This window comes from Nocardia sp. 852002-51101_SCH5132738 (assembly GCF_001665695.1).
In the GTDB taxonomy this organism is placed as follows: domain Bacteria; phylum Actinomycetota; class Actinomycetes; order Mycobacteriales; family Mycobacteriaceae; genus Nocardia; species Nocardia nova.
Genome location: NZ_LZML01000160.1, coordinates 1 through 21465 on the forward strand (window position 1 = coordinate 1; position 21465 = coordinate 21465).

The 21465-nt window shown below is 67.3% G+C and carries 19 protein-coding genes; 7 read left to right on the plus strand and 12 right to left on the minus strand.

What is annotated here, in order from left to right; all coding sequences use genetic code 11:
- Nucleotides 1-256: 256 nt before the first annotated feature.
- Nucleotides 257-1921: a cutinase family protein gene (locus A5789_RS24890; protein ID WP_064927347.1), complete on the minus strand. Its 1665-nt coding sequence runs from the start codon at nt 1919-1921 to the stop codon at nt 257-259.
- A gap of 251 nt (nt 1922-2172) precedes the next feature.
- On the opposite strand from A5789_RS24890, the gene A5789_RS24895 reads away from it, so the two are divergent.
- Both A5789_RS24895 and A5789_RS24900 read left to right on the plus strand, forming a co-directional pair.
- Nucleotides 2173-2757 (plus strand): helix-turn-helix domain-containing protein, encoded by a 585-nt coding sequence (locus tag A5789_RS24895; RefSeq protein WP_063026037.1) that lies wholly within the window; start codon nt 2173-2175, stop codon nt 2755-2757.
- Nucleotides 2758-2803: 46 nt separating this feature from the next.
- Nucleotides 2804-3655, plus strand: coding sequence for a helix-turn-helix domain-containing protein (locus A5789_RS24900; RefSeq protein ID WP_064906341.1), 852 nt, complete (start codon nt 2804-2806; stop codon nt 3653-3655).
- Here A5789_RS24900 and dnaB read toward each other — a convergent pair.
- From dnaB to rpsF, 5 genes are all read right to left on the minus strand, one after another.
- Nucleotides 3624-6254, minus strand: coding sequence for a replicative DNA helicase (gene dnaB / locus A5789_RS24905; RefSeq protein WP_064906342.1), 2631 nt, complete (start codon nt 6252-6254; stop codon nt 3624-3626). The genes A5789_RS24900 and dnaB overlap by 32 nt on opposite strands.
- Nucleotides 6255-7040: 786 nt before the next feature.
- Complete coding sequence (gene rplI / locus A5789_RS24910) at nt 7041-7496, minus strand: 50S ribosomal protein L9 (protein ID WP_064906343.1); 456 nt, start codon at nt 7494-7496, stop codon at nt 7041-7043.
- 16 nt (nt 7497-7512) lie between these two features.
- Entirely contained in the window at nt 7513-7785 is a 273-nt protein-coding gene (gene rpsR, locus A5789_RS24915) for a 30S ribosomal protein S18 (protein WP_025353551.1), read from the minus strand.
- Between the two features lie 58 nt (nt 7786-7843).
- On the minus strand, nt 7844-8389 hold the full coding sequence (locus A5789_RS24920; protein WP_064906345.1) for a single-stranded DNA-binding protein: 546 nt from the start codon (nt 8387-8389) through the stop codon (nt 7844-7846).
- Nucleotides 8390-8499: 110 nt separating this feature from the next.
- Complete coding sequence (rpsF, locus tag A5789_RS24925) at nt 8500-8790, minus strand: 30S ribosomal protein S6 (RefSeq protein ID WP_030514152.1); 291 nt, start codon at nt 8788-8790, stop codon at nt 8500-8502.
- A gap of 260 nt (nt 8791-9050) precedes the next feature.
- Between rpsF and A5789_RS24930 the strand changes: the two genes are divergently transcribed.
- On the plus strand, nt 9051-10421 hold the full coding sequence (locus A5789_RS24930; protein WP_064906347.1) for a glycosyltransferase 87 family protein: 1371 nt from the start codon (nt 9051-9053) through the stop codon (nt 10419-10421).
- A gap of 1 nt (nt 10422) precedes the next feature.
- On the opposite strand, the gene A5789_RS24935 is transcribed toward A5789_RS24930, so the two are convergent.
- Nucleotides 10423-10962 carry an ABATE domain-containing protein gene (locus A5789_RS24935; RefSeq protein ID WP_064906349.1) on the minus strand — a complete coding sequence of 180 codons (540 nt, stop codon included), beginning with the start codon at nt 10960-10962 and terminating at the stop codon, nt 10423-10425.
- A gap of 83 nt (nt 10963-11045) precedes the next feature.
- On the opposite strand from A5789_RS24935, the gene A5789_RS24940 reads away from it, so the two are divergent.
- Nucleotides 11046-11990: a DMT family transporter gene (locus tag A5789_RS24940; RefSeq protein ID WP_227463095.1), complete on the plus strand. Its 945-nt coding sequence runs from the start codon at nt 11046-11048 to the stop codon at nt 11988-11990.
- A 24-nt stretch (nt 11991-12014) separates the two neighbouring features.
- On the opposite strand, the gene A5789_RS24945 is transcribed toward A5789_RS24940, so the two are convergent.
- On the minus strand, nt 12015-12380 hold the full coding sequence (locus A5789_RS24945; protein WP_063014400.1) for a MerR family transcriptional regulator: 366 nt from the start codon (nt 12378-12380) through the stop codon (nt 12015-12017).
- A gap of 48 nt (nt 12381-12428) precedes the next feature.
- Between A5789_RS24945 and A5789_RS24950 the strand changes: the two genes are divergently transcribed.
- Nucleotides 12429-13517 carry an alkene reductase gene (locus tag A5789_RS24950; protein WP_064906351.1) on the plus strand — a complete coding sequence of 363 codons (1089 nt, stop codon included), beginning with the start codon at nt 12429-12431 and terminating at the stop codon, nt 13515-13517.
- 141 nt (nt 13518-13658) lie between these two features.
- Here A5789_RS24950 and A5789_RS24955 read toward each other — a convergent pair whose 3' ends face one another.
- The 4 genes from A5789_RS24955 to A5789_RS24970 all read right to left on the minus strand — a co-directional run bounded on the left by A5789_RS24955 (nt 13659) and on the right by A5789_RS24970 (nt 19577).
- On the minus strand, nt 13659-14411 hold the full coding sequence (locus tag A5789_RS24955) for an isocitrate lyase/phosphoenolpyruvate mutase family protein (protein WP_064906353.1): 753 nt from the start codon (nt 14409-14411) through the stop codon (nt 13659-13661).
- Nucleotides 14408-16123 carry a glycosyltransferase family 87 protein gene (locus tag A5789_RS24960; RefSeq protein ID WP_064906395.1) on the minus strand — a complete coding sequence of 572 codons (1716 nt, stop codon included), beginning with the start codon at nt 16121-16123 and terminating at the stop codon, nt 14408-14410. The genes A5789_RS24955 and A5789_RS24960 overlap by 4 nt, the downstream gene beginning before the upstream one ends.
- Nucleotides 16124-16152: 29 nt before the next feature.
- Entirely contained in the window at nt 16153-18804 is a 2652-nt protein-coding gene (locus A5789_RS24965; RefSeq protein WP_227463094.1) for a transglycosylase domain-containing protein, read from the minus strand.
- Between the two features lie 359 nt (nt 18805-19163).
- Nucleotides 19164-19577 (minus strand): DUF5318 domain-containing protein, encoded by a 414-nt coding sequence (locus A5789_RS24970; protein ID WP_030514161.1) that lies wholly within the window; start codon nt 19575-19577, stop codon nt 19164-19166.
- A gap of 146 nt (nt 19578-19723) precedes the next feature.
- Here A5789_RS24970 and A5789_RS24975 point away from each other — a divergent pair, with 146 nt between their 5' ends.
- Both A5789_RS24975 and A5789_RS24980 read left to right on the plus strand, forming a co-directional pair.
- On the plus strand, nt 19724-20281 hold the full coding sequence (locus tag A5789_RS24975) for a PadR family transcriptional regulator (RefSeq protein ID WP_036507131.1): 558 nt from the start codon (nt 19724-19726) through the stop codon (nt 20279-20281).
- Nucleotides 20274-21368 carry an inositol-3-phosphate synthase gene (locus A5789_RS24980; RefSeq protein ID WP_064906355.1) on the plus strand — a complete coding sequence of 365 codons (1095 nt, stop codon included), beginning with the start codon at nt 20274-20276 and terminating at the stop codon, nt 21366-21368. Before A5789_RS24975 ends, A5789_RS24980 begins: the two co-directional genes overlap by 8 nt.
- Nucleotides 21369-21465 lie beyond the last annotated feature (97 nt).

Genomic DNA, 21465 nt, shown 5'->3' on the forward strand with positions numbered 1-21465 from the left:
CGGCACCGACCACCACCCAGTCGCCCACCACCCAATCGACGACCACCGAGCCGACGACGACGCAGCCGACCAGCACGTCGGCGGCGCCGACCACGACGGCCACGAAGTAGCCGACCCCAGGTGAGCCGACAACGGCCGGGCCCGTAGCAACGGGCCCGGCCGTTTCAGTTGGCCGCTCGCTCGGCGAGCATCGCGGACGCGGTCAGTTCGACCGATCGGACGCGGTCGGCGATATCGGTGGCGTGGTGGACGAGAATCAGCTCGTCGGCTCCGATCGAGGCGGCGAATTCGTCGATTGGGTGGTGGGCGACTGGGTGGTGGTCGGTGCCGTGGTCTCGACCGGGGCCGCGACCTGCGTCCGAGCCGGCGGTTCGGCCGGCGCGACGGTGGTAGTCGTGGTGGCCGGGGCCTGCGTGGTGGTCGGCGCCGTGCTGCTGCTGGTGGTCGTCGGCGTCGCGGTCGTCGGCGCGGGCGCAGTGGTGGTCGGTGCCGGGCTCGTGGTCGTCGCCGCCTTGGCGTCCGCCGCCTTGGTGTCCTGGACGGTCTTGTATGCCGCCTGGACGTCGGCCTGGGTCGGCTGCGACTTCGGGTCGATCTGCTGACCCGCCTGCGCCTGCTGCGCCAGATGGGTGAGCCACGCCGCCGCATACTCGGCCGAGGTCATCGGCTTGCCGTTCGCGGCATCCGAATCGCGCCAGTAGTCGAAGTGGTGACCGGTGCCGTTGGGGCCCAGGGTCAGCTGGTACGGATCACTCATGATCACCGGGATCGTGTTCTGGTTGGTGACGATCAGGCCGATGATCTCGTTGAGCACCTTCTGCGGCAGATAGGCCAGCGGCGCCATCTGATCGGTCGAAATCGACTGTGCCGGAGCGGGTGCGGGCGGATTGTCGCCCGGCTTGTAGCCCGGCTCGGACACCTTCAGCAGCACCTGCAGGAACGTCTCGTTACTGGCCATCCAATTCGGCTGCGATGCGATGTAGGAGAAGGCGTTCATCGCGATCCGGCCCAGCGTGACCGCCACGTCCTGACCCGTCGCGGGCGTCAGCCCCTCGTTCTGCAAGGCGTCGACGTTCAACTGCCGGCCCACGTTCGCGGCCAGCTGCAGCAGCGAAATGTTCTGCGGCGCAGCGCACGTGAGATCGCCTTCGGAGCAGAAGGAGGCGACCTTGCCGTTCAGCGCACCGAAGTCGCCGGCCTGGTCGGGCAGCGCGCCCTGTCCGGAGATCGGCTTGTTGCCGTTCTGGTAGTTCTGATCGAAACCGTCGGGATGGTTGGGATCCTGGGCGCCGGGGAACGGACCATCGCCCGCGGTACGACCGGCATCCGCCAGAATCACCACGCCCAGAACGTTCTTCGGGTCGACGACATCGTATTTGCCGGCGGCGCCCGGCTGATCGTGGCCGATGCCCATGGCCACGCGGCGCGCGACGTCGGCGCCCTCGCTGTAGCCGACGATGGAGAACTTGGTGTCCGGGCAGGCCTGCGCGATGTCGTGCATGACCTTCTCGGCATTGGCCACACCGGTGTCGACCGCTTGCTCGTAGGTGCTCATATTCGCCGGATACGCGACGTACACCGCGGCGTAGGAACCCGGATCGACCTTGTCGGCGGGTGCGTTGACCACCGGATCGACCCAGTGACTGCTGTAATCACTCGACAGCGCCGCCGGCAGCGCATTGCCGTTCGCGTCGACCAGCATGGCCGTCTTGTTCGGGTCCGGGCTGTCGTTGCGACCGGCCACCGAGATGGTCACCATGTCATGACATTCGGTGACCGACGAGGTGAGCCGCGTATCGCGGGTCTCGGGCGTCGCCATCAGGCCCCACGAGGCCGCGACAATGGCCGCCACCCCCAAAACTGCTGGTCCGGCGGCCGCAGAGGCAATGCGGTGCCGTTTGATGAACTCGCGAAGAGCCATGTCCTGATCCCCAATTCGGTCCGACAAGAAAGCGGGACAGGCCCCCCGACGGGCCGTGTGTGTCACGAGAGGTGTCGGGAACCACAGGCCCGGTGTTACCAGCCGGAACAGTTCTGTGATCTGAACCGCGACGTGTAAACACGAAGCCTTCCCGCAGCGATAAGGCCTTTTTCTCCGCCGCGACGACGACCACTTTGACGATCCGGCAAATTTCTTTGCGTTCGGGGCGCGCCACCGGTCACGGTGAGGGCGTGGACGACGGCTTCGAACCGGTAGTGGCAGCGCTGGGACCACGGCTGCGTGAGTTGCGCCGACGTAGCGGCAGGACGCTGGCCGAGCTTTCGGCCGGAACAGCGATTCCGGTCAGCACCCTGTCGCGGCTCGAGTCCGGGCAGCGCAAACCCGGACTCGAACAGTTGCTGGCACTCGCCCGGGCCTACCGGATTCCGCTGGACGAACTGATCGGCGCCCCGGCGAGCGGTGACCCCCGCGTCTATCCACAACCGTTCACACGCGACGGCATGACCGTCATCCCGCTGACTCGCAATCCGGGTGGCCTGCAGGTATTCCGCCAGATCCTGCCCGCCGGAGGCGGTCACCGCGAGCCGGCGCCGCGCTCGCACGAGGGTTACCACTGGCTGTATGTGCTCGACGGCCGGTTGCGCGTGGTGCTCGGCGACCACGACCTGATACTCGGCACCGGCGAGGTCGCCGAATTCGACACCCACCTGCCGCACTGGTTCGGCAACGCCGACGCCCGCCCGGTGGAATTCCTGAGCATCCTCGGTCCCCAGGGCGAACGTTTCCACCTGCGAGCGCGCTACCGCCCGAACTGAATTCGCCAGGCGCGGCGGATCGGTGAATCGCTCGTACCATGGCGTCATGCCTGTCCAGCCGGTGTCGCTGGCCGGTGCCGCGATGGATGTCGCGGTGCCGGCGGGGCGGGGTATGCCGGGAGTGAGTATGGCCGGGTTCCGCGGCAGAGCCGGGGAATCGGTCGCGTTGCAGATGATTCCGTATCCGGCGCTGACGGTTTTCATCGATGTCGGTGACGCGCTGGTCGTGGACGGTGATCGCACGGGCGGAGCTCTGGTGGTCGGCCTGCCTCGCGGCGCGTTGCGGGGATCGGGCCGCGGGGTCGACCTGCTGCAGATCCGGCTCTCACCCGTGATCGCCCACGCGGTGCTCGGTGGGGGTGCGGAACTGAACGGCATGGTGGTCGGGCTCGGCGAACTGTGGGGTGGTGAAGCCGTGCGAATCCAGGAGCAACTGCGGGCCACGCGCTCGTGGGATACGCGCTTCGCGCTCGCGCACGCCGCGCTGGCTCGGCGACTCTCCACCGGGCCGGAGGTCGATCCGGAGGTCGAATTCGTTTGGCGGAGACTGGCATACAGCCACGGCCGGGCCCGGATCGAACCGCTGGCGGCCGAGGTCGGCTGGAGCCGTCAGCGGCTGTGGTCGCGCTTTCGCGCCCAGATCGGGATCACGCCCAAACAATGCGCCCGCCTGGTCCGGTTCGACCACGTGGCCCATCGCCTCGCCGCCGGCCACCGCCCCGCTCGCGTCGCCGCCGACGCCGGTTTCGTCGATCAGTCCCATCTCCATCGCGACATCGTCGACTTCGCGGGAATGACCTCCGCTGCCGTCGCGGCCGCACCATGGCTCTCGGTCGACCACATCGCCTGGCCGCGGCGACTGACCGCTACCCGCGAGCCATGTCCACGAAGCGGCTGAGGTGGAGCTGATGGGCGACGGTGATCGTCGCGGTGGGCCCGTTTCGGTGTTTGCCGAGGATCAGGTCGGCCTCGCCGCCGCGCGGGTCGTCGCGTTCGAACGCGTCGGGGCGGTGCAGCAGGATCACCATGTCGGCGTCCTGTTCCAGTGAACCGGATTCGCGGAGGTCGGAGACCATGGGGCGCTTGTCCGTTCGCTGTTCGGGACCACGGTTCAGCTGACTGATCGCGACCACCGGAACTTCCAGCTCCTTGGCCAGTAGTTTCAGGCTTCGGGAGAATTCCGAGACTTCCTGCTGGCGAGACTCGACCTTCTTACCGGATGTCATCAGCTGCAGGTAGTCGACCACGACGAGCCGCAGATCGTGGCGCTGTTTGAGCCGCCGCGCCTTGGCCCGGATCTCCATCATGGTCAGGTTCGGCGAGTCGTCGACGAACAACGGCGCCTCACTGATCTCGCTCATCCGCCGCGCGAGCTTGGTCCAGTCGTCGTCGCTCATCCGCCCGGCCCGCATATCCCCGAGCTTGATCTTCGCCTCCGCCGACAGCAGACGCATCACGATCTCGGTCTTACTCATTTCCAGCGAAAAAATAACGCTCGCCAAGCCGTGCTTGATCGAACAACTCCGCATGAAATCCATTCCGAGAGTGGAGTTGTGCGTGGGAACCATCGAGCGCCCGGCCAGGTAGAGGTGGTCGGCGTTGTCGACCTCGACACAGCGGACCGGGACGCTGGGGATCGGCCGGACGTCGACGATGAACCGTGAGTGCGAGCGGGCTGTTCCGGCCGCGCGCCGACGCTGCTTGTGCAGCAGATTCTTCCGGCTCAGACCGAAAACCTCGTCGTCGGTCGCGAACGTGAGGGTATACGCCACCGAACTGTCCGCGGTGCGTCCGCGAACGCTCTTGGTCGATCGGTGGCATCGATAACCGAGGCTGACGATCAGTTCTTCCGCGTCGGAGACCAGCCGTTCGTTCGTCACGGTGAATTGCACCGAACCGCCGTGGGTCACAGTGCCGTCGGTGTCGAGCAGACCGGCCAGCAGCGCCCGCCGCTGTGCTTCGGAGGCACGCAGATAGGCGCTGGGGATGTGCTTGTTCCCCAGGACCCCGATGGTGCGCAACCGTGCCTGCACCGTGCCGGTGGTATCGCGGCAGCCCTGGCACATCCGCAGACCGGTAGAGGGTCGGCCACACTGCGGGCAGGTCGGCCGGGGCGAGGGTGCGGATACGAATCGTGATCGACCACCGCAGGATCGGCCGCAGGTCTTCACCTCGGAGGTGAACGGCACGAACTCGGTGCCGCACACAACGCAGTTGCGAGTAGCGATGGGACCGGGTTCGGGCAACCGCAGGCTGTAGCGCAGCGGGGCGCTCGCCGATGGGACTGCGATCAGCCCCTCGTTCTCGATGCGCAGCACGATTTCCGGGTCCGCGGTCGTCAGTTGGGCGGAGGCGGAGGTGCCGTCGCCCAGCCAGGCGCCCAGGGTATACGGCGGAACCAGCAGATCACGCTCCGGCAGCTGCAGCGGCGCCGCGTTGGTGACCGAATGGTTGAGACGCCCGTCCGCGGTCGCGCAGCGAAGCGTTCCGGCGATGTCCGCAGTGGTCCGAACCTCGGCGAATGTCCGCTGATTCCGGTACCGATTGCGTCCGGCCGCGGCTTGCTGCGCAGAGCGCCGTGAGGCGCGTGTTTCGGTGAGCCACTGATGTTCGGCATCCGCGACGATCACCGTGCCGTCGGAGAATTCCACCTCGTAGCAAGGGCGTTCGTACATCGTCTCGGTGGCGGCCACGACCCGAGTCGGTCGTCCGTGCGCGTCGAGCAGGTGGTCTCCGACCGCCACCTCACCCATGGTCGTCCAGCCGGCCGGAGTGGGCAGCGGGGTATCGAGTGCGAGCGCCTTACCCACACCGGGCCTGGCCGCGACGATGATCATCTGGCCGGGGTGCAGGCCGTTGGTGACCTCGTCGAGTTCGGTGAAGCCGGTCGGTACGCCGAGGGAGATGCCGCCGCGGCTGGCGATGGAGTCGATTTCGTCCATCGTGGGCTGGAGCAGTTCCTCCAGGGGCAGGAAGTCCTCGGTGGACCGGCGTTCGGTGACCTCGTAGATCTCGGCCTGGGCGCGGTCGACGACCTCGGCGACGTCCTGGCCCTCGGAGCCGGCGTAGCCGAATTGGACGATGCGCGTGCCGGCTTCGACCAGGCGCCGCAGAATCGCCTTCTCCGCGACGATTTCGGCGTAGTAGGAGGCGTTGGCCGCCGTCGGCACGGTTTGGGTCAGGGTGACCAGATACGGCGCGCCGCCGATGCGTTTGAGTTCGCCGCGGCGATCCAGGGTGGCGGCGACGGTGACCGGGTCCGCGGGTTCGCCACGGCCGTAGAGGTCGAGAATCGCGTCGTAGACGGCCTGGTGCGCCGGGCGGTAGAAGTCGCCGGGACGGATGACCTCGACGACGTCGGCGATGGCGTCCTTGCTGAGCAACATGCCGCCCAGAACCGACTGTTCCGCGGCCATATCGTGCGGCGGCTGCCGACCGAAATCCTCGCCGGGCTGATCGTTGTAGTCCGAGTGCCCGCGATCGTCGACGACTGCCACTCGACCGTCCTCTCTCATCGCACCCGGCCTGATCCCACCCGGCTTCGACCCTATTGATGACTTGTTGTACGCCCGGGTACCGACACGTCGGAACATGGCACGCCGGACGTCGGCGCGGCCATCACATGATCGGAAACCCGCTGTAGCTAACGATTTCTCGTAGCGAGAACCGCGGCGTTCCCGGCGCGTGATGACGGCGCCTGGAAGAACCTAAGGGACCGAGTTGGGGATCGCCAAACCGTCCTGTGGAAACAACTGTGGATAAACTGGGCACAGTTCACCCGCTGTTGTGTAGGCCTTGTGCATCAACTGGGGATAACCCGGTATGCGCAGTGGCTATGACCAGGTGGAACCACGTTTTTTCGATTTCCCACATGTGGATCGAAATCCCGTCGGCGTGTCATTCAAGATGAACAGCCGGGCGTGTTGGGTAAACACCGCTCTCTCACGCTATGGCGCAGATCACATTCCAGACGGTCGGTTCGGCTACTTGTCCACAAATCCCCAGGAGCTGGGTAAAAAGTGAGCACGATGCGTCGGCGGCGAGATCCGGTGCCTGCCGTCACCATCTAGCAAATCTTTCGCAACTCTATCGTGTCGGATCCGATTCCGCCCCGAAATGCGACAAGAGCCGTTGACGGGCCTGTCCGGCCCGGGCGAACGCGCGCAGGCGAAGACCATCCCCGCAGTGACTACGGGGATGGTCTTCGAAGAACTGTGATCCACCGTCCGGAGCGAGCACATCGGCGAACCGATGCGGGACCCCGCCGGACGGCGGAGCGGATATCACTCCGCGGCCGCAACCTGCAGATCGAACTTGGCAATCACGTCGGGGTGCAGGTGCACGGTGACGTTGTGCTTGCCGGTGCTCTTGATGTGCGACTTCGGCAGCTCGATGCTGCGCTTGTCGAGCACCGGGCCGCCCGCGGCCTTGACCGCACCGGCGACGTCGGCGGTGGTGACCGAACCGAACAGCTTGCCGGTGCCGGCGGTCTTCACCGCCAGGGACACGCCCTCCAGACCCTCGATCGCGGCCTTGAGCTCCTTGGCGTGGTCCAGGTCGCGCACGCGGCGAGCGTCCTGCGCCCGGCGGATGCCCTCGACCTGCTTCTCGGCACCGCGGGTGGCGACGATCGCCAGGCCGCGCGGCAGCAGGTAGTTACGGCCGTAGCCGTCCTTGACCTCCACGGTGTCGCCGGGCGCACCGAGGTTGTCCACATCAGCAGTCAGAATCAGCTTCATCGTCTGCCTCCCGTTCTCAGCGAGCCGTGGACACGTAGGGCAGCAGCGCAACCTCGCGAGAGTTCTTCACCGCGACGGCGATGTCCCGCTGGTGCTGCACGCAGTTGCCGGTGACGCGGCGGGCGCGGATCTTGCCGCGGTCGCTGACGAACTTGCGCAGCAGCGCCGTGTCCTTGTAGTCGATGACGGCGCCGGTGCCCGAGCCGTCCTTCTTGGCTTTCTTGTCGTCCTTGCAGAACGCGCAAGCCTTCTTCTTCAGCACCTTTTCGCGTGCCGGTGCTTTGGCCATGGGTCTTCACTCCGTTTGCCTGGGAGCCGCATAGCGCGGGCCCCGATATGTGAGCCGTTCAGAACGGCGGTTCGTCGTCCATCTGGCCGCCTCCGAAGGAGCCGGCCGCGGGAGCGCTGCCCCACGGATCGTCGCCGGCGGAACCCTGTCCGCCGCGACTGCCACCGTTGGAGCCGCCTAAGCCCCCACCACTGCCGCCGGAATTGCCGCCGCCGAAACCACCACTGCCGCCACCGCCGCGCGAGGTCTTGTTGACCTTCGCGGTCGCGTAGCGCAGGGAGGGACCGACCTCGTCGACCTCGAGTTCCACGACCGTGCGCTTCTCACCCTCGCGGGTTTCGTAGGAGCGCTGCTTGAGCCGTCCGCTCACGATCACGCGAGCGCCTCGGGTCAGACTCTCGGCGACATTCTCCGCGGCCTCACGCCAAATGTTGCAGCGCAGGAACAGTGCCTCGCCGTCTTTCCATTCGTTGGCGTTGCGGTCGAACACCCGGGGAGTCGAGGCGACGGTGAAATTGGCCACCGCCGCGCCCGCGGGCGTGAATCGAAGTTCCGGATCTGCCGTCAAATTGCCGATGACGGTGATTACGGTGTCGCCTGCCATGGTTCCTCCTGGTCTCCGGTGCGATCAGCTGTGCACTCGCCTGTTGCGCTAGAGCCTAAGGCCAGGCAACGACAAGTGCGGTTTGCTTTCCGGCAGGTATGCCAGGGGTCTTACTTCTTGTCCTGCCGCAGCACCTTGGTGCGCAACACCGACTCGTTCAGGCCCAGCTGACGGTCGAGCTCGCTGACCGTGGCCGGCTCGGCGGTCAGGTCGACGACGGCGTAGATGCCCTCGGCGCGCTTCTCGATTTCGTAGGCCAGCCGGCGGCGGCCCCAGAGGTCGACCTTGTCGATCTTGCCGCCCTGTTGCGAGACCACACTGAGCATCTTGTCCAAGTTCGGACCGACAGTGCGCTCGTCCAGGTTCGGATCGAGGATGACCATCACTTCGTAATGACGCACGGGAACCCATCACCTCCTGTGGACTGTGAACGGCCACGGACTTTCCGTGGCAGGAGGGGTCGTTGCGTCAGCAACCCGACAAGGCTACATGAACGGCCGGTCCGGACCCGAATCCGGGGCACCGGGTGCGAAATGGGTCTCCTTCCCGGGGAATAACGCCGTCCGCGGGGTAGCCCACCTATCGTGGTGCACATGCCGATTCGACCCGCCGATCGTTGGGACCGCGGCGGCGGCGACGGCGTGGCCGCGGAGGTGGCCGCGTGGCCGATGCCGTAGTCCGGGCGCGCGCCACCGGCCGGGTCGCGGCCGCGGCCGCGGTGCTGGCCTGCGCGGTGACGCTGATCTTCGCCTATCTCAACAAGGCCCGCTGCGCGGGCGCGCCGTTCGACGGCGACGGGCGCAGTCTGATCTTCGACCGCATCAAGGATGCCGAGGTCTGCTATTCCGACATCCAGTTCCTCTGGCTCGGCCGCGGCATCGACGAGCATCTGTTTCCGTACGTCGGCGGCGGCATCACCCCCGACGGCACGCTGACCGGTGGCGCCGTGGAATATCCGGTGCTCAGCGGACTGCTGATGTGGCTCGGCGCGGCCGGGGTGCACGACGACGCCGGCTTCCTGCTGCACTCGGCCCTGCTGCTGGCGCCGTTCGCCCTGCTGACCGCCTGGATGCTGGGCCGGATGTCGGGAGCCGTCGCGCTGCTGTGGTCGGTGGGCCCGCCGCTGGTGCTCTACGCCTTCCACAACTGGGAACTCCCGGTGGTGTGCACGGCCGTCGGCGCGGTCTACGTGATGACGACGCTGACTCGATATTCGTTGCGCACCAGGGGAATTGTCGCGGCGGTCCTGCTGGGCATCGGGTTCTGCCTGAAGTTGTATCCAGGGATCTTCGTGCTGCCGCTGATGCTTCACATATTTCTCGGCGAGCCGGACCCCGGCGAGCCGCGGCCGGATACCCACCGCCGCGGCTACGACCCGGGCGGTGCGCTCGCGGCCGCGGGTGCGGCGATCGCGACGGTGGTGGCGATCAACCTGCCCTTCGCGCTGCTCGGCTACGACGGCTGGCGGTCCTCGTTCATTTTTCAGCAGATGCGCCAGGCCGACATCACCACCAACTCCGTCTGGTACTGGGGACTGCGGCCGATGTTCGCGCAGGGGCAGAGCGGGGAGGCGTCGTTCCAGGACGTCGTGGCGACGGCCTCGCCGATCCTGGTGGTCGTCTCGTTTGCGCTGGCTATCTGGTTGGGGTGGAAGCGTTTTCCCGCCCTCGGCTACTACCCGTGGGTGGGCGTGAGCGCGGCGATGCTGTGTGGATTCCTGCTGTTCCACAAGGTGCACTCACCGCAGTACACGCTGTGGATACTGCCGTTCTTCGTCCTGCTCGAGGTGCCGTGGGCGGCGATCGGCGCCTATCTGCTGGCCGATCTGGCGCTCGGCATCGGGGTCTTCCGCTACTTCCATGCCCTGGGCAGCGGGACGGGTGCGGACTTCTACGAGAAACTCGTGCAGTTCGGGGTGTGGGGACGCGCGATACTGCTGGTGTTCTTCTTCTTCGCGTTCGTCCGCGCCCGCCCGCGCGGATATCGGCCGATGGTGTCGCCGGTGGCGCGCGAACTCGTTCCCGCGCGGTGACTTACGGCTTGCCGCGGCGAGCGCGGAACGACGCGCTCTTGGCGCGGTTGCCGCACAGCGTCATATCGCACCAGCGTCGCGAACCCGCGCGGGAGGTGTCGAGGTAGAGGCGTGTGCAGGTGTCGCGGCCGCATTGTTTGATCCGATCGCGATCGGGTCCGCCGAGAAGTTCGATCGCCTCGGTCGCGATCCGGGCGAGGGCGTGATCGCAATCGCCGCGCCGGGTCACGCCGGTGTCGGCACGCAGGGCGATCGAGGGTTTCGGCCCGTCGGCGATCCGATTCACCAGCACGCGGTCGGCATCGCGCCACGGCTCGCCGACGCTCGTGGCCAGGGCCAGGCGGTACACCGCTTCGCGCAGTTCGACCGCCCGCGCGAGTGCGGCCGCGTCGCACTGTGCCGCGGAGTCCAGTAGTCCGGCCGCGATCAGCCATTCGTCGAGTGCGGCGGGAGCCGTCAGCAGATCGATGAAACCGGCGTTGCGCTCCTGGACCGTGCCGGCGAAATCCAGGGCCAGGTTGCCGCTGACGAAGGTGAACACCTCCCCATAGTAACCCCCTTGACAGGTTAGTTGCCCCGATGTCAGGGTTGATAACCAGTTGAAGCGGTTACTTGGGAGGCGTCGTGCGGAACCGACTGATGGAGACGGCCGCGCCCGCGGCCTTCGTCGTGATGTGGAGCAGCGCGTTCATCGCCGGCATCATCGGCGTCGGCGCGGCGCCGCCGATGGTGGTGCTGTTCGCACGCTTCGCCTTCGCCGGGGTGGCCTTGGCCGCGTATGCCGTTGCCGTGCGGGCGACATGGCCGCGTGGCCGGGAACTACTGCATGTCGCCGTCGCCGGCTTGCTCATGCAAATGGTGCAGTTCGGGGCCTTCTACACGGCCATGGCCGATCATGTGTCCGCGGCGGTGATCTCCCTGGTACAGGGATTGAATCCGGTGGTGATCGCACTGTTCGCCGGGACCGTGCTCGGGGAGTCGGTCACCGTGCGGCAATGGATCGGATTCGGTGTCGGCGGCATCGGGGTCGGACTGGCCGTCTTCGATCAATCCCATTTCTCCGCAACGGGTGTGGTGCTGTGTGTGCTCGGTCTGCTGGGCCTGAGTCTCGGCACGGTCTATCAGAAGCGTTTCGTGCCGCAGGTCGACCCTCGCACCAATACCGCTGTGCACGTTCTGGTCAGCGCGCCGGTGGCCGGAATCTTCATGCTCGCGAGCGGCAGTACCCAAATCGCCGATCCCCTTCGGTTCGCCGGCTCGCTGGTGTGGATGGTGGCGATCAACGCCGTCGCGTGCTTCCTGTTGCTGAACGCCATGCTGCGGCGCTGGGACGCCACCCGTGTCGGCAAGCTGTTCTTCGTCACCCCGCTGGTCACGGCGGTGCTGGCCTGGCTGCTGATCGCACAACCGTTGCGCCCGTCGACGATTGCGGGCCTCGGCGTCGGCCTGATCGGTATGGTGCTGGCCTCGCTGCGGTCCGGAACCCGGCGGGATGCCGCGCCGGCCGGGGAGCCGACATCGCCGGTACCCGGCGGTGTCCGGGAGCATCGGGCGGGCGTGGCCGCCTGACGTGCGGGCGCGCCCGACCGGGCGTTACTGCGGCTCGCCCCGCGCCGCGCTGATCACGCCGTCGAGCACGTCCCTGGTGCGGACCAAATCCTTGATGCACGCCTCGATGCGCTTGCGTTCGGCGGCAAGGGTTTCCGTGAGCCACGGTGTCGCGGTCGCCGCGGGCGTGCCGTCGGTGTCGTTGATGCACGGGAGCAGTTCGGCGATGGTGCGGCTGTGCAGTCCCGCGGCGAACATCTCCTGAATGCGAACGACACGGTCCACTGCCTGCTCACGGTATTCGCGCTGACCGCCGGAGGTCCGGGTCGAGGCGAGCAGGCCCTGGCTCTCGTAGTACCGCAACGACCGCACGCTGACGCCCGTGCGTCGTGCCAGTTCACCGATGCGCACCGGTTTCTCCTTGCACCTCACATTGATGTCAGGTTCTACGGTACGCGCATGCTGTTGCTGACCGACTATCACGCACACCACCTGCATCTGCCCAATCGCGTCGTGATGGCGCCGATGACTCGGCTGCGCTCCCGTCCCGACGGTTCACCCACCGCCGATGTGGCGACCTACTACGCCCAGCGGGCGGAGGCCGGACTCATTGTCACCGAGGGCATCTGGCCGCATTCCAGCGGGCAGAGCGAGGCGTGGGTGCCGGGCCTGGCCACCGAGACGCACATCGCCGAATGGCGCCGGGTCACCGACGCCCTCCACGGCGCGGGCGGCCGGATCTTCGCCCAGCTCATGCACGGTGGCCGGTGGGGCCATCCGCTCGCCCGGATCGACGGCACCCTGCCGGCCGGTCCGTCCGCGGTGCCGGCATCCGATCCGGTCCACCTGCTCGACGGCGGGAAGGCTCCGGCGCCGCACCCCCGTGCCATGACCCGCGCCGAGATCGCACAGGCCGTCCAGCATTACGCCGATGCCGCCGCCAACGCGCTCGCCGCCGGATTCGACGGTGTCGAAATCCACGGGGCGAACAGCTATCTCGTTCATCAGTTCCTGGCCGACAACACCAATCTGCGCACCGACGAATACGGCGGCACGATCTCCAATCGCATGCGATTCGCACTCGAGGTCATCGATGCCGCTGCCGCGGTGGCGGGTTCGCATCGAGTCGGGATCCGGCTGTCCCCGGGCAATCCGCAGTTCGGGATGCGCGAGGCAGATCCGGCGCCGCTCTATCGCGCCCTGGTGGGTGAACTCGCAGGGAGAGATCTCGCCTATCTGCACCTCACCGACAACGACGACTATCCGGCGCTCGACGATCTGCGCCCGCGCTGGAACGGCACACTCATCGCCAATGTCGGCGAGAACCGCGCGCCGACCACACCGGCGGCGGCCGAGCGGGTACTCGCCGACGGCCGAGCGGATCTGGTGTCCTTCGGGCGCGCCTTCATCGCCAACCCCGATCTGGTGTCGCGGATTCGGCACGGGCGAGCGCCGGCACCGGTGCGCGAGGATGGTCTCTACGGCCGGGGACCGATCGGATACACGGACTACCCGTCCTGGACCGACCGCGACGAGTGGGTCGCTTGAACGGCGATCACAGCGCCGATGACCGCCCCGTTCGCATGCCGTCGGCTCGCTCATCTCGGGCTTCGTGGCATGCGTTGCGACGGGCATCGGCGTGTTCCATTGTCACAGAACCGCACCCGGTTCGGTGCCGGGGTTCCGGGATTACTGCCAGCGGGCCAGCAACCGGTTCGCCTCGGTGCTCAGTGCGCGTTGCAGGAAAGGCCCGAAACTGACTCGGGCAATACCCAATTCGGCGAACCACGCCCGATCGCCCTGATCCGGCAGACCGATGGCGTTGACGGGCAACGGAAGTTCGGCACAGAGCCGGCGCAGGATCTCCGGATCGCGCTGGCCCACCGGATACAGCACGTCGGCACCCGCGTCGGCCGCCAGCCGCATCCGCTCCAGCACCCGCTCCACGCGATCCGGGGTGTTCTGGTCCTCGCGCAGGAACAGATCGGTGCGGGCGTTGACCACCACGTGCACACCGGCGGCATCGGCCGCCTGCCGCAGTCCGGCAACGAAGTCGGCGTGCTCGCTCGGCTCACGCAGGCGGCCACCCTCGCTGTGCACCGAATCCTCGATGTTGAGGCCGACCGCGCCCGCCTCCAGCAGCCCGTCGATCAGTTGTGCCGGCTTCAGGCCGTAGCCGGATTCGATATCGACCGAGACGGGAATGTCCACGGCCGCGGTGATTTCGCGAACCCGGGCCATCGACTCGGGATAGGTCATCCCCTCCTGATCCGATTTGCCCAGCGAATCCGCCAGCGGATGGCTGCCGACGGTCAGTGCGGCGAAACCGGCCGCCTGCACCAGATTCGCCGACCACGCGTCCCAGACGGTCGGCAGAATCGCCGGGTCGCCGGGGCGGTGCAACTCGAGGAAGGTGGTCGCCTGCTCGCTCAATGCGGTCATGTGTCGATCCTGGCCCATGAGCGGGTGTTCGCGCCAGAGGCCGGATACGGCGCCCTGGGTTGCAGGGCCGACGGCAACCACGGCAGCGCCGGGTCCTGCGCGCGGTCCAGAATTCCGCCCACCGGATCGTCGGCGCCGTCGCTTCGCGCGAGGTCCAGGTCGGGCCGGTAGATCTGGCGGACCACCAACGCGCACAGGCCCACGACCGCGAGGTCGCGGATCAGGACCGCGCTGGTGAACCACTGTTCGGGGACGCCCTTGTCCTCGGTGCCGAGGTAGTAGTACATGCGCGGGAACCACACCAGCGCGTCGATCGTCATCCATGCCAGCAGGATTCGCCGGTGCGGCAGGGCCAGCACCGCCAGCGGCACCAGCCACAGTGAATACTGCGGACTCCACACCTTGTTGGTCAGCAGGAACGCCGCCACCACCAGGAAGGCCAGCTGTGCCACCCGGGGCCGGCGGGCGGCGGTCAGCGCGATGTAGCCGATCACCGCGCAGGCGGCCGCGAACAACACCAGCGACACCGTATTCAGTGCGGTCGGAGTGTCGGAGGAGGCGAGTGGACCGTCGAACCCCTGCCAGCCGGTGAAGGAGGTGACCACGTTGTAGAGCGAATCCGGATCGGCATGGCGTTCACTGTTGAGCCGGAAGAATTCCCACCAGCCCTCGGTGAACGGCACGGCGATGGGCAGATTCACCGCCAGCCAGGCCAGCACCGCCGACAGCACCGTCACCAGCGCCGCGCGCAGCGGGCTGATCCGCGCCCCGGCCAGATAGTCGCGCAGCGCGGCGATCACGTTGTTGCCGTTGCGCCGCAGCTGTTCTCGCAGGCCCGGCAAGCGGTCGCGGCCGTCGACGCGCAGGCACAGCACCACGATCGGGCCCAGCAGCAACAGCGGATACAGCTTGGCCGCACCGCCCAGCCCGAGCAGTATCCCGGCCAGGACCGGTCGCCGCCTGGCCCACGCCAGCAGGCCCGTGGCCGCGAAAGCCGTTGCCAGGGCGTCGAAATTGGTGAATATGTGCACGAGCACCAGCGGTGAGAGGGCCACCAGCGCGGCATCCCAGATGCGGCGGCCCGAGAGCATCGCCGACGCCCACACCGTCACCAGCCAGGCCAGTGCCAGTCCCACGGCGACGACGTTGAAATACACCACCACCGACAGCGCCTTCGGCAACGGCAGCGACATCCAGATGTTGGCGACCTCCATCGCCAGGTACTGGTAGAGGCCCGACAGCACCGGATACTCCATGTACCGGGTCTGCAGCTTGCCGTCGGGACCGACCTCGGTCCACTTCTTCTTGTAGGGGAACGCGCCCTCGTCGAGATGCTCGGCGCCGTAGAGCGGCACCGTGTCCGAGTAGCACATGGCCACGTACTGGCGGCCGTTGTTCCAGTCGAGGGTGAGATGGCCCTCCGAGGTGGTCGTCTGCTGGATGCAGCCGGCCTTACCGGCCCAGCCGAAGGCGAGGAACACCACCGCGAAGGCCAGCAGGATGCGCAGCGGAGTCCAGAAGCGGGCCCTGCCGATCAGGGCGTGGTCGCCGACCGGGCCGCCGATCGTGCTGCTCAACTGCGCGGTCATCGAATCGGTGCGGCTGGGTTTGTCCCGGCGGGCCGCCGACCTCCGATCCGCCGCGAGGGGCGCCGCGGAAACGAAACCGGTGGCGGTCTCGACACCTTCGTCACCGAACGTCGAGGCCGCCACCGGCTGTTGTTCACTCACGCCACCCGAGGCTACCGGTGACTGTTGGTGTACCCGTCTCCTGTCCCGTCGGTACTGTTGCCGACGCCCGCACCCGGACGCTGGGACCGTGAATTGCCGCTGGTGTCACCGGAGTTGGAGGTGCTCGGTGACGTGCCGTCGGCGGGCGCCACCGGTTGCCCCGGCAGCGGCCCCGTGTCCTGCGACTGCGGCTGGTTCTGCTGCGGTTGTGACCGCGGGTTCGGCTGGATGCCCGGCACCGGAATGGTGATGCCCGGCAGGATCTCGACCTGCGACGGCTTCACCACGACCGGCGGCTGATACTCCTGCTGCGTGGTGCTCGGCGCGGTGTAGGGCGCCGAGAAGGACGGCACACCGGCCTGACCGCCGATCGCGGCCGGCTTCGGGAAGTTCTCCTTCGGCGTCCCCTCGAGCGCGCCGTCCATGGTGTCCTTCCAGATATCCGACGGCAGGCCGGAGCCGTACATGATCGAGCCGCCGGGCGTCTTCAGCGCGACACCGTCCGCGGTACCTACCCAGACCGCTGTCGACAGCGACGGGGTGAAGCCGATCATCCACGCGTCCTTGTTCTGACCGGTGTCACCGAGCTGGGTGGTACCGGTCTTGGAGCCGGACAGCCGGCCGCCGGCCAGGCCGTGGTTGCGGGAGGACGCGGCGATCGGTTGCATCGCCGACGAGAGGTTGTCGGCGACTGCTGCGGAGATCCGCTGCTCCCCGGCGACCTGTCCGCGGTCGAGCAGCACCTGACCGTCGGCCGTGACGACCTTCTGCACGAAATGCGGCTTGTGATACACACCCGAGGCCGCGATGGTCGCGTACGCGGAGGCCATATCCAGCGGCCGCACCTGGTACTGACCGAGGATGATGCCGTTGTTGGGTCCGGAACCATCGGGTTCGGTCAGGGTCTGGCCCACACCCGGAATCGTGTCGGGGATGCCCATCCGATGCGCCATCGCCGCGATCTTGGCCGGGCCGTCCGGCATATCGAGTTCCATGCGGTAGAAGCTGGTGTTCAGCGACCGCTTGAGTGCCTCGGCGATGGTGCAGGTGCCGCAGGTTTCGCCTTCGGCGTTGGTGATCTTGATGCCGTTGACGGTCAGATCGGAACTGTCGTACATCGTCGACAGCGGCTTGCCGAGCTCCAGATTCTCGGCCAGGCCGAAGACCTTGAAGGTCGAGCCGGACTGCAACCCGGCATTGGCGAAGTCCCAGCCGGTTGCGTTGTCGCCACCGTAATAGGCGCGCACCGCACCGGATTTCGGATCGACCGAGACGACCGCCGTCCGGACCTCGTCGCGTTCACCCTGCATGTTCTTGTGCACGGAATCGATCGCCGCCTGCTGGGCCTTCTGATCGATCGTCGTGGTGATCTGCAGACCCTCGGTGTTCAGCTGGGTATCGCTGATGCCGGCCTCGGACAGCTCGCTGAGCACCTGCCGCTTGATCAAGCCGTTGGGGCCCGCGGTCTTGTTCTCGCTGTCGTCCTTGGCGCTGGACGGCAGAACCTTGGGATACACCATCTTGGCGCGTTCGGCGGCGGGTACGGAACCGGCCTTGACCATGCCGTCGAGGACGTAGTTCCAGCGCTGTTCGGCGCCCTTCGGGTTGTTCTCCGGGTCCAGGCCGTACGGCTGGTTGATGGTGGCGGCCAGCATCGCGCCCTCTTCGACCGTCAGCTGTTCGACCGACTTGCCGAAGTAGGCCTTGGCCGCGGCGTCGATGCCGAAGGTGCCGCGACCGAACGGAATCGTGTTCAGATACGCGGTGAGGATGTCGTCCTTGCTCCACTGCCGCGCCATCTTCGCCGAGATCACCAGCTCGCGCATCTTGCGGCTCAGCGAATGCTGATTGCCGACCATCGCGTTCTTGACGTACTGCTGGGTGATCGTCGAACCACCACCGGCGGTGTCCTTGCCCATCAGGTTGTCGCGCGCGGCGCGGGCGAAACCGCTGATGGAGAAGCCCGGGTTGGAGTAGAAGTCCCGGTCCTCGGCCGCGATCACCGCATTGCGCACGTGCGGCGGGATCTGGTCGATGGTGACGTCGGTCCGGTTACCTTCCGGCGGAACGATTCTGCTGATCTGCGTGGTGCCGTCGGAGGCCAGGATCGTGGCGACCTGAGGGGTTTTGAGATCGCCCGGCTGGGGTATCGAGACCGTCGTGTACGCGATCAGGAAGACCGCGCTCGGCACCACGATGGCCAATGCCACCAGGACATAGATCACTCGGCGCACGATGCGCCACGGGGATTTCTTCTTGGTCTTCGGGCCCCTGCCCGCCGATCCACCCGGACCGTCACCGCCGCCGTTGCCCTTGCGCGGCGGCGGACCCGACGGGGGCGTACCGCCGGCAACCGCGCGGCGTCCGCCGGTGCCCGGACCGGATCCGGGACGCGTCCCGGCGCCACCGGGAGCCGACCGGTTGGCCGCGGTCGAGCGCGGGCCGCGCTGCGCCATCGCCTCACCGAGGGTTCCGGCCGCGATCTTCTGGGTGGCCTGAGGTTTCTGCTCGCCCGGTTTGGCGATCTTCTGCGTTGCCCCCGCCCCCGGACGCGGTGCCGGGTTCGCGGGACGGCGCGGCGGGCCACCGGCCGAATTCGGCTGACCGCCGCGCACCGTGGGCTGCCCGCCCGTGCGTGGCGGGCCACCGGCCGGGCCGCGCATCGGCGGCGTGCGGTCACCGCCGGGCGGCGGGCCGGGGCGTCGCGGTGGGCCACCGGCCGGATTCGGCGGTCCGCCCGGCTGGCCGCCGCGGGGACCGCCCGGTCCCGGGGGCGGTGCCTGGCGACGCGGCGGTAGCGGCCGGGCGCCGGGCGGGTTGCCGCCTGCCGGACGCGGTGGTTGACCACCGGGTCCGGATTGCGGGCCGCGCGGGGGCCGACCGCCGTTCGGTCCATCGTCGTAAGGCGAAGTCACAGCCTGGATCTCCATAACTCGATACGGTCCGGATAGCTCGGTGCGGGCGTGCGCGGCCGTCGTCGGCCGGTATGGGAACCGCTCCACATATCAGTCGAGTGTGCCCGTCATTCGGCGGCAGTCCGACGAGCGCCGCCACCACGACGGCGCCGCGGTGCCGGGGTGTGCCCCAGCACATACGACTGCACCAGATGATTCCAACTACAGGTCCGGCACACCTCGACCACGTGCACCGAGAACTCTTCCCGAGTCTCGGCCAGCCGCACCAGTTCCTCGGGGGTTCGGGCCGAACCCGCGATCGGTCCCAATCCGTCGCCGTAGACCCACGAAACGAGCGTGAGCTGCTCTTTTCGGCAGATCGGACAGGTGACCTCGCTCCCCCGCCCGTGGAATTTCGCCGCACGCAGCAGGTACGGATTCGCATCACATACCTCGGCGACGTCCACACGGCCCGCATAGACATCGGCCAGCAGCGACCTGCGCCGGAGCGCATAGTCGACCACCTGCCGCTGAATTCGCACGGGTCCCAGAGTACTTGCGTCGGCGGGGGCACGGCATGCCACCGAGAGAAGCCACACGTTCCTTTCCACTCACTATATCGGTCCGATATAGTTTGTAATCGCATCCATCGGTTAGGTCTGTTCAATACAGTCAGGAGGTGAGGCCCGTGCTCGAACTCGCGATTCTCGGGCTGCTCCTGGAGTCACCCATGCACGGCTACGAGCTGCGCAAACGGTTGACGGGCCTGTTGGGACCGTTCCGGGCCTTCTCCTACGGGTCGCTGTACCCGACGCTGCGGCGCATGCAGACCGACGGTCTGATCGCCGAGGAGAGTCCGGCCGGCGCGGTCACCCGCCGGGCCCGCCGGGTCTACCAACTGACCGAATCGGGTCGAGAGCGGTTCGGTGAACTGCTCGCCGATACCGGCCCGCAGAACTACACCGATGACGGCTTCGGCGTTCATCTCGCCTTCTTCAGCCGCACCCCCGCCGAGGCGCGGATGCGGATCCTCGAGGGCAGACGACGGCAGGTCGAGGAGCGCCGAGAAGGACTGCGGGAGGCGATCAAACGCGCCAGCGGAACACTGGATCGCTACACCCGCCAGCTCCATCAACTCGGTCTCGAATCAAGCGAGCGCGAAGTGCGCTGGCTCAACGAGTTGATTGCAGCGGAGCAATCAATGAAGGCGGCACCACAGAAAGAGGGAAATGTCGGCCATGAGTGATGTCAACCCGGCTGCCAATGAGATTCGCGTGGCCATCGTCGGCGTGGGCAACTGCGCCTCCTCGCTGGTCCAGGGCGTGCAGTACTACAAGGACGCAGACGAGAACTCGACTGTGCCCGGCCTCATGCACGTCAAGTTCGGCCAGTACCACGTGCGCGATGTGAAGTTCGTCGCCGCATTCGACGTCGACGCGAAGAAGGTCGGATTCGACCTGTCCGATGCGATCTTCGCCAGCGAGAACAACACCATCAAGATCTCCGACGTGCCGCCGACCGGCGTCACCGTCCAGCGGGGCCCGACCCTCGACGGCATCGGCAAGTACTACGCGCAGACCATCGAACTCTCCGAGGCCGAGCCGGTCGACGTCGTGCAGACGCTGAAGGATGCCAAGGTCGACGTGCTGGTTTCGTACCTGCCCGTCGGTTCGGAAGATGCCGACAAGTTCTACGCGCAGTGTGCCATCGACGCCAACGTCGCATTCGTGAACGCGCTGCCCGTCTTCATCGCCTCCGACCCGGCCTGGGCGCAGAAATTCGTCGACGCCGGCGTGCCGATCGTCGGTGACGACATCAAGTCTCAGGTCGGCGCGACCATCACCCACCGCGTGATGGCCAAGCTGTTCGAGGACCGCGGCGTGCAGCTGGACCGCACCATGCAGCTCAACGTCGGCGGCAACATGGACTTCAAGAACATGCTCGAGCGCGAGCGCCTGGAGTCCAAGAAGATCTCCAAGACCCAGGCGGTCACCAGCAACCTGAAGAAGGAGCTGGGCGCCAACGACGTGCATATCGGCCCGTCCGACCACGTCGGCTGGCTCGACGACCGCAAGTGGGCCTACGTGCGCCTCGAGGGCCGCGCCTTCGGTGACGTGCCGCTGAACCTGGAGTACAAGCTCGAGGTGTGGGACTCGCCGAACTCGGCTGGCATCATCATCGACGCCGTGCGCGCCGCCAAGATCGCCAAGGACCGCGGCATCGGCGGACCCGTCATCCCGGCCTCGGCCTACCTGATGAAGTCCCCGCCGAAGCAGCTCGCCGACGACATCGCGCGCACCCAGCTGGAAGCGTTCATCATCGGCGCTGAATAGTTCGGCCTCGCTTCGCTCGGCGGGTTCCCGGCCCCTAGGGCTCGCCGATGCGGCGCCGTGGCTTGCTCCTTCGTCGCTTGCGCCACGGCACCGCATC

Coding starts and splice junctions, on each gene's coding strand:
- A5789_RS24900 (WP_064906341.1), top strand. CDS start 2,804: ATGCCTGTCCAGCCGGTGTCGCTGGCCGGTGCCGCGATGGATGTCGCG.
- rplI (WP_064906343.1), bottom strand. CDS start 7,496: ATGAAGCTGATTCTGACTGCTGATGTGGACAACCTCGGTGCGCCCGGC.
- A5789_RS24920 (WP_064906345.1), bottom strand. CDS start 8,389: ATGGCAGGCGACACCGTAATCACCGTCATCGGCAATTTGACGGCAGAT.
- A5789_RS24980 (WP_064906355.1), top strand. CDS start 20,274: ATGAGTGATGTCAACCCGGCTGCCAATGAGATTCGCGTGGCCATCGTC.
- rpsR (WP_025353551.1), bottom strand. CDS start 7,785: ATGGCCAAAGCACCGGCACGCGAAAAGGTGCTGAAGAAGAAGGCTTGC.
- A5789_RS24965 (WP_227463094.1), bottom strand. CDS start 18,804: ATGCGCGGCCCGGCCGGTGGCCCGCCACGCACGGGCGGGCAGCCCACG.
- A5789_RS24950 (WP_064906351.1), top strand. CDS start 12,429: ATGCTGTTGCTGACCGACTATCACGCACACCACCTGCATCTGCCCAAT.
- A5789_RS24890 (WP_064927347.1), bottom strand. CDS start 1,921: ATGGCTCTTCGCGAGTTCATCAAACGGCACCGCATTGCCTCTGCGGCC.
- A5789_RS24955 (WP_064906353.1), bottom strand. CDS start 14,411: ATGACCGCATTGAGCGAGCAGGCGACCACCTTCCTCGAGTTGCACCGC.